At 38.4% G+C, this 13,477-nt stretch carries 11 protein-coding genes; 6 read left to right on the forward strand and 5 right to left on the reverse strand.

Annotation, left to right across the window (positions count from 1 at the left end):
- Window positions 1-2,252, forward strand: a 2,252-nt coding sequence (locus tag ACSHXM_RS17805; protein ID WP_435690991.1) for an efflux RND transporter permease subunit, incomplete at its 5' end; no start/stop codon positions are given.
- Window positions 2,253-2,300: 48 nt separating this feature from the next.
- On the opposite strand, the gene ACSHXM_RS17810 is transcribed toward ACSHXM_RS17805, so the two are convergent.
- On the reverse strand, window positions 2,301-2,843 hold the full coding sequence (locus ACSHXM_RS17810; protein ID WP_435690993.1) for a GspH/FimT family pseudopilin: 543 nt from the start codon (window positions 2,841-2,843) through the stop codon (window positions 2,301-2,303).
- 139 nt (window positions 2,844-2,982) lie between these two features.
- Here ACSHXM_RS17810 and nadE point away from each other — a divergent pair, with 139 nt between their 5' ends.
- Window positions 2,983-3,813 (forward strand): ammonia-dependent NAD(+) synthetase, encoded by an 831-nt coding sequence (nadE, locus tag ACSHXM_RS17815; protein WP_435690995.1) that lies wholly within the window; start codon window positions 2,983-2,985, stop codon window positions 3,811-3,813.
- A gap of 18 nt (window positions 3,814-3,831) precedes the next feature.
- Window positions 3,832-4,170, forward strand: a complete 339-nt coding sequence (locus ACSHXM_RS17820) for a P-II family nitrogen regulator (protein ID WP_435690997.1) — start codon at window positions 3,832-3,834, stop codon at window positions 4,168-4,170.
- A gap of 88 nt (window positions 4,171-4,258) precedes the next feature.
- On the opposite strand, the gene ACSHXM_RS17825 is transcribed toward ACSHXM_RS17820, so the two are convergent.
- Entirely contained in the window at window positions 4,259-5,032 is a 774-nt protein-coding gene (locus ACSHXM_RS17825) for an outer membrane protein assembly factor BamD (RefSeq protein WP_435690999.1), read from the reverse strand.
- Between the two features lie 173 nt (window positions 5,033-5,205).
- On the opposite strand from ACSHXM_RS17825, the gene rluD reads away from it, so the two are divergent.
- The 3 genes from rluD to clpB all read left to right on the forward strand — a co-directional run bounded on the left by rluD (window position 5,206) and on the right by clpB (window position 9,672).
- Window positions 5,206-6,189 carry a 23S rRNA pseudouridine(1911/1915/1917) synthase RluD gene (rluD, locus tag ACSHXM_RS17830; RefSeq protein ID WP_435691001.1) on the forward strand — a complete coding sequence of 328 codons (984 nt, stop codon included), beginning with the start codon at window positions 5,206-5,208 and terminating at the stop codon, window positions 6,187-6,189.
- Window positions 6,190-6,195: 6 nt separating this feature from the next.
- A complete protein-coding gene (gene pgeF / locus ACSHXM_RS17835) occupies window positions 6,196-6,981 on the forward strand; it encodes a peptidoglycan editing factor PgeF (protein WP_435691003.1) in 786 nt (261 codons plus the stop codon).
- A gap of 120 nt (window positions 6,982-7,101) precedes the next feature.
- Window positions 7,102-9,672, forward strand: a complete 2,571-nt coding sequence (gene clpB, locus ACSHXM_RS17840; RefSeq protein ID WP_435691005.1) for an ATP-dependent chaperone ClpB — start codon at window positions 7,102-7,104, stop codon at window positions 9,670-9,672.
- Between the two features lie 52 nt (window positions 9,673-9,724).
- Here clpB and ACSHXM_RS17845 read toward each other — a convergent pair whose 3' ends face one another.
- The 3 genes from ACSHXM_RS17845 to ACSHXM_RS17855 all read right to left on the reverse strand — a co-directional run.
- Window positions 9,725-10,954 carry a glycoside hydrolase family 117 protein gene (locus tag ACSHXM_RS17845; protein ID WP_435691007.1) on the reverse strand — a complete coding sequence of 410 codons (1,230 nt, stop codon included), beginning with the start codon at window positions 10,952-10,954 and terminating at the stop codon, window positions 9,725-9,727.
- A 14-nt stretch (window positions 10,955-10,968) separates the two neighbouring features.
- Window positions 10,969-12,495 carry an alpha-L-fucosidase gene (locus ACSHXM_RS17850; RefSeq protein ID WP_435691009.1) on the reverse strand — a complete coding sequence of 509 codons (1,527 nt, stop codon included), beginning with the start codon at window positions 12,493-12,495 and terminating at the stop codon, window positions 10,969-10,971.
- A gap of 199 nt (window positions 12,496-12,694) precedes the next feature.
- Window positions 12,695-13,477 (reverse strand): PEP-CTERM sorting domain-containing protein (locus ACSHXM_RS17855; protein WP_435691011.1); only part of this gene is annotated, 783 nt, incomplete at its 5' end.

The following is a 13,477-nucleotide window of genomic DNA, read 5'->3' on the forward strand; positions in this document are numbered from 1 at the left end:
TAGACCAATTTAAAAAGACCCTACCATCCAGCTTAACCTTAAAAATTCATAACGTTAGCAAAGATATTTATGACGCTAGGTTTAACTTACTTAAAGACAATGCCATTAGTGGTTTAGTGTTAGTGTTTACTATCTTAATGTTGTTTTTACGTCCCAAATTAGCAATATGGGTTGTTGTAGGGATAGTTACTGCATTCGCTGGGGCTATTTGGGCTTTACCTTATTTTGGTATTTCTTTTAACATGTTGTCCATGTTCGCCTTTTTGATGGTTTTAGGCATAGTGGTCGATGACGCTATTATTGTTGGAGAGAGCGTATATTCGCAACAAAGAAGAGGGATAAAAGGCCATGAGTCTGCCAATATAGGTGTTAAAAATGTTTTCTCTCCTGTCGTTCTAGCAGTGCTAAGTACCATTATATTTTTTGTCCCTATGGTAAATGTACCTACTCAAGTTCAACCTTTCACTGTCCCAATCTTTTTTGTCGTTACTTTTTGTTTGTTATTTTCTCTCGCGGAATCACTACTCATTTTACCGGCTCATTTGGCCCATATGAAGCCAGAAAAAAAGAGTCGGTTTGTGGTGTTTCAAAAATTAGAAGCAGTGCGACATAAGTTTTCAGATGCGATGGAAAGTTTTGCTAGCGGTACCTATAAAAAAGTATTAAATAAATTACTCACAAGAAAAGGCAGTACGGTTTTAGGTTTTACTTTGTTATTTGGTGCCTCGGTCACTATGTTTGCTGCTGGCTGGTTAACCATGTCGTTCTTTCCGAATGTACCCGCGCCTTTCATTCAGCTCAACGCTAGTTTTGCAGACGGTTCGCCTTATCGGTATTCGACTGATTTAGCTGAATATATGAAAAAACAAGCCAGTGCTTTAGAAACTGTTCCTGAATTAATGGCGAAAAATGGAAACAAACCTTTTATTCATGAAATGAATACCTTAACCAATGGCAATCAAATTAGTATGTTTATTGGTTTAACACCCAGTGAAGAAAGAGATGTCACAGGAGAAGAAATTACTAAAAAATTACAAGAATTAATTGGTCCATTACCAGAGTTACAAAGTTATTCTTTACAATCTTCATTTGGCAATACGGCACCTGATATTCAACTAAATTTAAGTTTAAATAGTAACTCTGTGAAAGAGCAACAAGCTGCTGTGGAGGATGTTAAAAGTATTCTTGCGGCTTATGAAGGCATTGAAAATGTGCGAAGTAATTTAGATACAGGTCGATTAGAAGTTGAAGTTACGGTTAAGGATTATGCTCAAACTTTGGGTATTACTGCCCGAGATATTTCGACTCAAGTTAGACAAGCCTTTTTTGGTGAGGAGGTGCAACGGATCCCAAGATCTAAAGAAGACGTTAAAGTCATGTTGAGATTTCCGCTACATCAAAGAAAAACATTAGACACACTAGACGACATGCGTATACGAACTGCTCAAGGGGATGAAATCCCGTTAGAAGCAGTGGCTGTCGTGAACTTGGTTCCAGGTACAAGCACTATTAGAAGAACGGATAGAATTCGAAATATTACGATTACCGCGGAAGCTGCCGAAGGTGTTGATAGTGGTAAAATTGTTGAACAAATGCTTGCCAGTTACCTAGATAAATGGAAACAAGATTACATAGGGTTTGATATTTCTTCCGATGGAAATTTACGGGCTCAGGCTCAGTTTGGTGATAGTTTTGCCAAAGATTTCCTATTTGCTTTTGTTATAGCTTTTTCTTTATTTGCTATTTCATTTAAATCTATTTTTGAACCCCTGTTAGTTTTGGTTGCTGTTCCTTTCGGGTTTATGGGGGCCGTCTTTGGGCACTTAATTGGTGGTTATGATATGAGCTTATTTTCATTTATGGGATTTTTAGCTTGTTCTGGGGTAGTAGTAAATGACAATTTAGTTTTGTTAGAACGAATTAATCAGTTGAGAAAACAAGGTTTATCTGCATTTGAGGCGGCATTAGCTGGTGGAGTTGACCGTTTTCGTCCTATTGTATTAACTTCGTTAACTACCTTCATTGGATTATTACCCATAATGTTTGAGCGCAGTACCCAAGCCTTGTTTCTAATTCCTATGGTGATTTCTTTAGCGTTTGGCGTGTTGTTTTCTTCAGTTATAACCTTGTTGATGATCCCCTGCGCGTATTTGGGCGGCTGTTCCATTGGCGATAGAGCTAAACAATTAAGCCAGCGTTTTAAGCATAAGTTTTTTAACAATAAACATGAAAATAAAGTGTTAGATAATTAACCCAAGTTAGTTATCTAACAAAAATGGAAGTGAATTTTTGCCACACAATTAACAACTAAGTTGGGTACCTGCAGCGTTTTCATATATGCCGTTTTTATCGCTATCAGTACTCATTTTGACACGCCCTTGTGCAGTTACCGATAAAGAACGGGCATATTCTGCTTTTTTATCTTTGTGACAAAGCAATATTTCCGCTGCACTAACCGTTTGACCATTTTCCTCAAAAATAATACTGTTCTCTGTGCTAGTAATCACGTTATTTTCAGAAGCAGCGGCGACACTTACAATCAGTTCTTCAGTGCTAGCACGAATAGAGTTATTATCACTATCAATGAATGCCATTTTGGGGTTATTCCAATCTGTGGTGCAATTTGAGTAGTCAACCGATGGGCATACTGTCACTAAAGTCTGTTCGTCTATTGCCTGATGACGTGCATACTGGACTAGGGCACTAATTTCATTAATTTCAGCCACGATACGATTTTTTATTAATATACTTTGAATGCTTGGGCCAACAGAAGTTAAAATAATAGTTACTATGGCAAGAGTGATCATTAATTCAACAAGTGTCACGCCATTTTGATGTTTCACGTCATTAGCTCCAATTTATATATACCTCAAATAATATAAACTAATTAGTGAGATATTAGGGTATAAATTATTAGTGAATGGTTATCCACAATATACATACATGCACGGTTTTAATAAAACCACGGTTTAGAGAGAAGATATGCACAGTCAAACTATAATTGAAGAAATGCGAGTATTACCAAAAATTGAAGTCGAGTTTGAAGTGGCAAGGCGCGTAGATTTTATTAAATCCCATTTAGTTAACAGCCATACAAAAACCTTAGTATTAGGTATTAGTGGCGGTGTAGACTCGTGTACTTTAGGTCGTTTGGCTCAACTTGCTGTAAATGATTTAAATAATGACCAAGGTTCAGGATATCAGTTTGTTGCGGTACGTTTACCTTATAATATTCAAGCCGATGAGGTAGATGCGCAAGCCTCGATTGATTTTATTCAACCAAGTAAAAGTTTATCTGTAAATGTTCAACCAGGCGCTGATGCTATTGATCAGGCAACAGTAGAAGCTATGGCTAATACTGGTTTGTTACCTGATAGTGAAGCTAAACAAGATTTTGTGAAAGGTAATGTAAAAGCAAGAACACGTATGGTTATTCAATATCAAGTAGCGGGTTTGTTGAATGGATTAGTTTTAGGAACCGATCACTCTGCAGAAAACATTACGGGTTTTTATACCAAATACGGTGACGGTGCTTGTGATATTGCGCCTTTATTTGGATTAAACAAGCGTCAAGTGAGGCAAATTGCCAGTTATTTAGGTGCACCAGAACACGTTGTAAATAAAGCTCCTACTGCAGATTTAGAGAGTTTATCTCCACAAAAGTCTGACGAGCAAGCACTTGGTTTAAGTTATGATCAAATTGATGACTTTCTAGAAGGTAAACCTGTCGAAGAACATGTTTCAAATAAATTAATTGATATTTTTGTAAAAACACAACACAAACGTATTCCTATTCCAACTATTTATGATTGATTTTAATCGAGAGGCCATATGAAAAGAATCGAAGCTATAATTAAACCTTTTAAAATTGAAGATGTGAGAGAAGCGCTATCAGAAGCTGGCATTAATGGATTAACTGTCACTGAAGTTAAAGGTTTTGGACGGCAAAAAGGTCACACAGAGTTATATCGTGGGGCTGAATATAAAGTAGACTTTTTACCTAAAGTTAAAGTTGAGATTGTTGTGAATGACACTCAATTAGAAAGAAGCATTGAAGCGATCAGAGGTGCTGCAAAAACAGGAAAAATTGGAGATGGAAAAATCTTTGTAAGTAACGTTGAAAGAGTTATCCGAATTAGAACAGGTGAAGAAAACGAAGATGCCATTTAATGGAATAGGTATAGCTCATTTTATTGAGTATTTTTGAATAAAAAAACGCGCTTTAAAAGCGCGTTTTTTGTGCATAAGACTGGATGTCTTAGCTGATAAAACTGCTATTTGGGTAGTTTAATTTAAGTGTCTTCATAGCGTTATCTTTTAGATCATCTAAGTTCAATTGATCATAACACTCGACCATTATTTCTAGCGCTTCTTGAACATGTTTAGTGTCGTAATAGTTTTCAATAACATAACGGCCTCGATTTGCTGCTGCCACAAAGGCTTCGCGGCGCATGTAATACCGTGCAATTGCTATTTCATATTTGGCTAAACGACTTTTAATATGCAACATACGCTTTTGAGCATCTGCAGCATATTTACTATTTGGAAACTTTTCTATTAAACGACGAAAATCGTTAAAGGCTTCTCTAGAGTTGCTTGGATCTCTATCTGAACGATCTATGCCAATTAATTCTTGAAATAAGTTTCTATCGACTTCCATATTGGTTAAACCGCGCATATATATAGCGTAATCAACATCAGAGTGGTTAGGGTTTAATCTAACAAAACGATCAATAATGGCTAATCCTTCGTCAGTTTTCCCTGTTTTGTAATAGCCGTAGATTAAATCTAACTGTACTTGATGAGATAAAGGTCCAAATGGAAAACGAGAATCTAAGGAACTAAGCGCTTCTGTTGCTGCTCCATAGTTACCGATTTTCATCTTATTTTTGGCGTCTTGATATAATCCCTGAGCACCTTGATTTTTAAGTATTAATTCAGCGTCTTGTTCATCTGGAGCAGAGGAACACCCAACAAAAGCAACTAATGCGCCGGTTAATAAAATATCTTTTAATTTGATTTTACTGATCATATTACTCTTAATTTCTCTCATTTCTTCATTCGATTAGTGATGTTTGATTCATTAGGATTAAAAATCCGGTAGAATACGCTTTTACCTAAACGATATTTGTCACGCATTCTACCCTAGCATATGGGGCTATGCACCAATAAATCGTCGCGAAACAAATTCAGGATATTCAAAGCATGTCTACTGCCCATGAAAAAATACAACTACAGGCCCATGTGCCAGAAAATTTACTCGGCAAGAGGTTAGATCAAGCTTTAGCCGAAATGTTCCCTGATTTTTCAAGATCTCGGTTAAAAGAATGGATTTTGGCGAATTATGTGAAAGTAAATGGGCACATATTGAACAAACCTCGAGAAAAACTCGTAGGTGAAGAGTTTATTGAAATTAATGCTGAAATTGAAACTCAAGTTCAACATGAAGCTCAGGATATTGATTTAAATATTGTCTATGAAGATGAACATATATTAGTGATCAATAAACCCATGAACCTAGTCGTGCATCCAGGCGCAGGTAATGGTGATGGTACTGTGTTAAATGCGTTATTAAATCATGCTCCAGAAATCGCCAATGTACCCAGAGCAGGTATAGTTCATAGGTTAGATAAAGATACGACGGGTTTGATGGTTGTTGCCAAAACCATTCCAGCACAAACTCACTTAGTGGAGCAGTTGCAAGCAAGAGAAATTAGCCGCGAATATGAAGCTGTGGTTATTGGAACTATGGTTGCAGGTGGTACAGTGGATGCGCCTATTGGTCGTCATCAAACTAAACGTACGAATATGGCCGTCAGAGAATCAGGCAAGCCAGCAGTTACTCATTATCGCGTTATCGAAAAGTTTAGAGCGCACACGTATGTAAGATTAAAACTTGAATCAGGCAGAACTCATCAAATTAGAGTTCACATGTCGCATTTACGTTATCCTCTTGTAGGCGACCAGGCTTATGGCGGGCGACCTAAACCTCCTAAGGCCTGTAACGATGAAATGGTTGAGATGTTAAGAAAGTTTCGACGTCAAGCGTTACACGCTATTCAATTAGAATTAACCCACCCAGTGACAGGAGAATGGTTAAGTTGGAAAGCACCATTACCTAATGACTTTACTGAACTTCTAAGAGTTTTACGTGACGATAAAGCTGAACACGGTACAGGTGAGGTGTAATTCTTAATGTTTGATACCGGGAGCTTGCTCGATTCTAGTTTCGTGTTGCCAGAATGGCCTGCTCTTCGAAATGTTGTAGCATATACAACCACAAGAATTGGAGGAGTGAGCTGTGCGCCTTTCGACTGTTTAAACATTGCTAAACATGTAGCGGATGACGTTAGGGCGGTTGAGATAAATCGCTCTTTATTACCCAATCAAGCACATTTCTTTTGGTTAAAACAAACCCACAGTACCCACTGTATAAATTTAGCTAATGTAAACAATACAAACAATGATCAAGTTGAAGCCGACGCTTGTTTTAGCACGTTAAAAAATCAAGTTTGCGCGGTTATGACTGCCGATTGTTTACCCATTTTAGTGTGTGATACCGATGCCACAATTGTCGCCGCAATTCATGCTGGATGGCGAGGCTTAGCAGATGGAGTGGTTGAAAAAAGCATTAATAAACTTCAAGTAAATCCAATCAACTTAATGGCTTGGATGGGGCCGGCCATTAGCCAACCTTACTTTGAAGTTGGTCAGGATGTGAAAGACTTATTTAGCGACTATCCTGCAGCTTTTCGTCGAAATAACTCTACAAATGAAAAAAAATATTTTGTCGACTTATACCAGATTGCTAAACAGAAAATGCTCAATCTTGGGTTAAAAAATGTTTATGGTGGAGATAGATGTACCTATTCAGAAGATGAGTATTTTTTCTCGCACCGAAGAGCCACGCACAAAGGCTTGATACCTGGCTTTCAACATATAACAACCGGCCGCATGGTGAGTGCTATTTATCTTAAATGATACATTACCACAAATCTAAATAACCCTACTTTTACTGCTGTTTTTAACGTTTGCTATTGATTAGTCAAAAAAACGTACCCATAACAATTTTATCAAGCAAAATATTTTAGAGAACAAATTATGAGACTAGATAGCTTTACCAGTAAGTTTCAAATGGCACTTTCGGATGCTCAATCTTTAGCGTTAGGCCGTGATCACCAATATATTGAACCCGTACATTTAATGACAGCTTTGCTGAATCAGCAAGGCGGTTCGGTTCGCCCACTGTTTGATTTAGCCCAGATTAATGTCAACAGCTTGCGCTCTGCATTATCAGAAGCCGTAGATAAATTGCCTAGAGTAGATGGCACAGGGGGGGATGTTCAGTTAGGTAAAAGTACAGTTGTGTTACTTAATTTAAGTGATAAATATGCGCAAAAAAGAAAGGATGAATACATTACTTCTGAAGTCTTTGTGCTTGCAGCAGTGCAAGATAAAGGTGCTTTGGGGGAAATTCTCAAACAACTGGGTGCTGATCACAGTAAGTTAGAAGGAGCGATTGAAAAAATGCGTGGTGGTCAAAAAGTGACTGACCCTAACGCCGAGGACGTCCGTCAAGCACTGGATAAGTTCACCACAGATTTAACTGAACGCGCAGAGCAGGGGAAATTAGATCCGGTCATCGGCCGTGACGATGAAATACGTCGAACCATTCAAGTATTGCAACGTAGAACCAAAAATAATCCCGTGTTAATTGGTGAACCTGGTGTGGGTAAAACAGCTATTGCAGAGGGGTTAGCACAACGAATTATCAATTTAGAAGTGCCCGAAGGGCTAAAGAATAAGAGAGTTTTGTCTTTAGATATGGGCGCTTTAGTAGCGGGGGCTAAATTTAGAGGTGAGTTTGAAGAACGTCTCAAAGCGGTTTTAAACGAGCTTAGCAAAGAAGAAGGACGAGTCATCTTATTCATTGACGAACTGCATACTATGGTGGGTGCAGGAAAAGGCGAGGGGGCAATGGATGCGGGTAATATGCTAAAACCTGCTTTAGCCAGGGGAGAATTGCATTGCGTAGGTGCAACTACTCTAGATGAGTACCGCCAATATATTGAGAAAGACGCAGCGTTAGAACGTCGATTCCAAAAAGTATTGGTCGATGAGCCTAGCGTAGAAGATACCATTGCCATCTTACGAGGACTAAAAGAGCGATATGAGTTACATCATTCAGTTGAAATTACTGATCCCGCTATTGTTGCGGCCGCATCTTTGTCACATAGGTACATCAGTGATAGGCAGCTACCCGATAAAGCCATTGATTTAATTGATGAAGCCGCATCTAGCATTCGTTTACAAATGGACTCTAAACCCGAAGAAATGGATAAGCTGGAACGGAGAGTTATCCAATTAAAGCTTGAAGAACAAGCCCTAGCTAAAGAAAAGGATGAGGCCAGTCATAAACGCCTAGAAGCAATAGAGTTGGAGCGAGAGCAAGCTGAACATAAGTTTTCGGAATTGGAGAAAGTTTGGATTTCAGAAAAACAAGCAATGCAAGGCACACAATCTATAAGATCGGAACTCGAGCAAGCAAAGCTCGATTTAGAAATTGCTCGTCGTGCATCAGATCTGAGTAGAATGTCTGAGTTACAATATGGGCGTATACCAGAGCTAGAAGCTAAGCTAGAGTTGGCGTCTGAATCAGAAACTCAAGAAACTACCTTGTTGAAAAATAGAGTGACTGATAATGAGATTGCCGATGTGTTATCTCGCTGGACGGGCATACCAGTATCTAAAATGCTTGAGGGTGAAAAAGCTAAATTATTGTCAATGGAAAGTGCACTTCATGCTCGTGTAGTAGGACAGAGCGAAGCGGTAAATGCTGTTTCTAACGCAATTCGCCGTTCTAGAGCCGGATTGTCGGATCCTAATCGTCCTATTGGCTCATTTCTATTTTTAGGTCCTACAGGCGTAGGTAAAACTGAATTGTGTAAAACCTTGGCAAATTTCTTATTTGATACTCAAAATGCCATGGTGAGAATCGATATGTCGGAGTTTATGGAAAAACACTCGGTATCTCGTTTGGTAGGAGCACCTCCTGGTTATGTTGGGTATGAAGAAGGAGGTTACTTAACTGAAGCGGTAAGGCGTAAACCTTACTCAGTGATCTTGCTAGATGAAGTCGAAAAAGCGCATCCAGATGTGTTTAATATATTACTGCAAGTATTAGATGATGGAAGGTTAACAGACGGGCAGGGTAGAACAGTAGACTTTAAAAATACGGTAATAATTATGACCTCTAATCTAGGCTCTGATGTTATCCAAGAAGCCAGTCAAAATAATAATTATCAACAAGTGAAAGATCTCGTCATGGAAGTCGTGGGAACACATTTCAGACCAGAGTTTTTGAATAGAGTGGACGACACAGTCGTCTTCCATCCGTTAGGTATAGAACAAATTACCTCTATCGCCAAAATTCAGTTATCTACACTTAGAAGTCGATTAGCTGAGAAAGGTTACGGTTTAGAAATGAGCGGTGACGCTTTAAATAAGTTAGCTGAAGCTGGATTTGATCCGGTTTATGGTGCAAGGCCTTTAAAGCGAGCTATTCAAACTGAAATTGAAAACCCGTTAGCGGAAAAGATTTTGTCTGGCGATTTGAAAGAGGATAGTAAAATCAGAATCGATGCTGATGAAAATGGATTGATTATATCTTGAATAAAAACCGCGGCTTATTACCGCGGGTTTTATTAGTTCAGAGTATTTTTAGTTAGTCTGCACATTTCAGTTTATAGGTAGCCGAAGTCTTTGATCTTTTAGGTTGGCTACCATCAAAACGCTGAATGTATTGATAATCCTTATTTTGATATTTATGGGTTAGTCCCCAATCAAATATTTTAAAAGGCTGTTTACTGTTGTCGTTTTTCCTCAACAGTCCCATTGCATGGGGCGCAGATTTTATATTGGCAAGTATTTCAAAATTAACCCCGTCTTTTGCCCATTGCACCGTGTTTCTTTCTGGCCCATCTGTTGTGATCAAAGAGCCTATGCCACCATCATAGTGCCAAATTGCCACTTCGTGCCCACTATTTGATATGGGGTTGAAAGGTGATTTAGTAAACGGACCAAATGGTGAATCGGAAGTGGCGACACCGTGGCGTATTTCACGGCCACCAAAAGTGATTTCCCAACCCATCTGTTCTCCTTTGTAATACAGGTGAAACTTGCCATTAAAGAAGGTTAAATAAGGGTCATGAACTTTATGACTATCAAAATCTCCCTTATTAATCACACTAAATCTATTGTGTGGGTCGTCGCCTAACCATTGACCATTATCAGCTGGGCTTAAGATTGGCTCAGGGTGTTTTTTCCATGGCCCCCATGGAGACGATGAAGATGAAATACCGACTTGGTTCTTAACTCTTTGAATATAAGGAGATTTTACTGTTTGATAGACTAAGTAATAGGTGTCTTCATGTTTAAATACTTCTGGGGTAAACACCGATCTGTCATCAAACTCGCCTGCTTTTCCGCGCTCTACAGCTGCTTTATGTTCTTTCCAAGTTATCCCATCTTTGGAAGTAGCGTGCCAAACATCTGTGTAATCCCAAGGCCAAGTTTTGTCGTCAAAATTGTCGGTGAAGCCTTTACTTGGACCTACCGATCTTGAATACCAAGTATGATACAAACCGTCTTCATATAGTACTGAACTTGGATCTCTTCTTGTAACCCCTTTTTCGTATGCAAAATCGCCTTTTAAGTCTCGTACTCTAAATTGCCCATACCAATTGTTATTCCTATCTGGCCAAGCTAAAGCTCTTTTTGACGCAGTACTTAAGTATTTTTCATTTGTTATACCTAAACGCTCAATTTTTTCGTCATAGCTTTCATTCAAACAAACATCACTTTCAATTGCCGACTGTGCCGTTAAATTAGAACCACATGCATTCAGAAAAACAATTGAGGTTAGAAAAGTACCAAGGGTAGTTAGAAATTTCATTAAATATTCTCTCTCTATTTAAGATGTAATTTAAACACGGTGGCAATGTCATTCATGCCTGCTTTTGGCATAGTTAAATTAAATGAGTAGGAATCATCTAACCATTTAACCTCAGTATTACTGCCTAACATTGTGACTTTTTTCACCTCAGAGTGCGGTGCATAGCGATGTCTGCCTAAAGCTTTGATTTTCACTAGGCTACCTGGATTGGGTTGCCCTAAGAAAAATACATACATTGCCTTACCGTCTTTGGCCACGGTAAACCTTACGTCTTTAGCTGAATAGTTAATTTTTGCAGATTGACCATCATGGCTACTAGATTTACTACCAGCTGATCCGTAACCATAGGTATCAAAAGGTCGAGTCCCATAAACGGCTTCTCCATGAGTTTTTAACCATTGACCAATTTGTTTTAATGCATCTCTTTGTTCCTGATTTATAACGCCTTGGGCAGTGGGTGATACATTCAGCAAAACGGTGCCATTTTTGCTCCATACGTCAATCATATTACGGATCACTAAGCTAGGATCTTTATAAGTTTCCCCTTCAATGTATGACCATCTACTTTGACCTAGCGTGATATCTGTCATCCATGGCATTGGGTGTAGGTCCCGTCGACCACCTTGTTCAAAATCTAATACGCTCAAAGACATAGGCATGTCGTTATGTTTATGTACAGTCACCACTTGTTGATTGGTCTTTTCTGCGTGATTAAAATAGTGCGCAGCCATTTCTTGTCTATATGACTCAGGTAACATGTTCATCCAAGAATCAAACCAAATTATATCGGGTGAATAAGTGTCGACTACCTCATTAATTTGATCTAACCAGTACTTATTAAATTCGTCAATTGTGTCGAAATTACCGAATAATTTAGCTAGTTTAGGATCAGTGGTTGTAGTAGGAGAGCCCTCATAAAAAGGGTAATGACTGTTAAAGTCCTTTACTCCATTGGCTCTAGGTCCTTTGTTTCTTTGACCGTTTCTTGCATGATGGAATGTCGCTAGGGTTTTAATATCTTGTTTTTTCAATTCAGAAAATAAATCACCTAGTATGTCTCTTTTAGGCCCTAATTCTGCCGCGTTCCAAGGGTTAACTTGGCTATCCCACATAGCAAAACCATCATGATGTTGGGCAACGGGGCCAGCAAATTTAGCACCTGAAGATTTAAACAACTCAGCCCACTCAATTGGATCAAACTGTTCAGCAGTAAACATTGGAATGAAATCTTCATACCCAAATTGCTCCACTGGACCATAAGTTTTTGTATGGTGCTTATTTACCCGGTGACCTTTACGGTACATATTTCCAGGATACCAAGCTGAACCATAAGCTGGGACACTATAGGGTCCCCAATGAAAGTAGATCCCTAACTTTGCATCTTGAAACCATTCAGGTGCAGCTTGGTGTTTCTCTAATGATTTCCAGTTTGCTTCATATTTCTTGGCAGGTGCAGTACAGGCAGTAATTAGAAATAAAAGTGTTAAGGTGAATAGGTTGGTAATATTTGGCTTACAAACAATATTTTTGACTTTAAGCATAATGTTTACAATTAACTAAGTTTAGTCAACCATATACTAAAATGCTATTTGGTCGAATGTGAAATCAGGAATTTACATATAATTTACGTTTAAAGCTATCGTTAGTTGGCTTAGGATAAATAAAGTAGTACTTGTGAATTTTAGACAAAAAAATACCGCAAACATCAGCGGTATTTAACTATTTAGGACATTACTCATTTTAGATATGTTGAGAGACTTCACTTTTCTTTAATCTGTGTCTAACGGTAAACCCTAATGCGATAAATAATATTGCTAAAGTAGTTGGCTCTGGTACTTCAGTGGCCTTGAAAGCTAAGTTGTCAATGGCGCCTGATCCAGGCATGTTAATGATCAATCGTTTAACATTGCTAACACCAGAGAAAACTTGACGTACAAACTGCCCATCTCCCATGGTTGGCATGTAATTATTTTGGTGAATTTCGTTATTACTTTCATCAAAAAATTGAATGGCATAATATTTTACATCTTGGTTAACTTGATCTTCTATATCAAAGAAATCAATGTTTAAAATATCAACTAAGTTTGTAAACTGAAATTCAAAATAACCTGCGGCTCGAGTCCCTTCATCGTCAGGGTGGTTACAAACACCATCACTGCAGCCCCATCCATTCTCTTGTAAAATTAATACATTCCCTGGATTACTTGCCCCGCTATAACCAGGCATATTTAAAGCGGTATAGCGATAATCACTATCGACGTCGTTATAATCGTTATTGTTATTGTTGAACTCTAGATCATTGTCTCTTGAACTGTTATTTAAAGTATTGAAAGCGACTTGCCTATTTAAAATGTCTGGGTTATCACCTTTATAATTCACACTACTAATACTCACTCCATGGGAGTTTAAGTATTCATTATCAATAATCTGTCCATCTTGAAAGGAATCAAAATCTAATACGCTGACTGTTGCGTGAGAATAGGTAGACAGGCACAACAAAGCTATTAATAAGCTGGTTACAGG

This window comes from Paraglaciecola sp. (assembly GCF_051252315.1).
Classification (GTDB): domain Bacteria; phylum Pseudomonadota; class Gammaproteobacteria; order Enterobacterales; family Alteromonadaceae; genus Paraglaciecola.

What these genes read in the sequence shown, in the direction of transcription:
- nadE (WP_435690995.1), top strand. Translation starts at nt 2,983, where the DNA reads ATGCACAGTCAAACTATAATTGAAGAAATGCGAGTATTACCAAAAATT.
- ACSHXM_RS17820 (WP_435690997.1), top strand. Translation starts at nt 3,832, where the DNA reads ATGAAAAGAATCGAAGCTATAATTAAACCTTTTAAAATTGAAGATGTG.
- ACSHXM_RS17825 (WP_435690999.1), bottom strand. Translation starts at nt 5,032, where the DNA reads ATGATCAGTAAAATCAAATTAAAAGATATTTTATTAACCGGCGCATTA.
- rluD (WP_435691001.1), top strand. Translation starts at nt 5,206, where the DNA reads ATGTCTACTGCCCATGAAAAAATACAACTACAGGCCCATGTGCCAGAA.
- pgeF (WP_435691003.1), top strand. Translation starts at nt 6,196, where the DNA reads ATGTTTGATACCGGGAGCTTGCTCGATTCTAGTTTCGTGTTGCCAGAA.
- clpB (WP_435691005.1), top strand. Translation starts at nt 7,102, where the DNA reads ATGAGACTAGATAGCTTTACCAGTAAGTTTCAAATGGCACTTTCGGAT.
- ACSHXM_RS17845 (WP_435691007.1), bottom strand. Translation starts at nt 10,954, where the DNA reads ATGAAATTTCTAACTACCCTTGGTACTTTTCTAACCTCAATTGTTTTT.
- ACSHXM_RS17850 (WP_435691009.1), bottom strand. Translation starts at nt 12,495, where the DNA reads ATGCTTAAAGTCAAAAATATTGTTTGTAAGCCAAATATTACCAACCTA.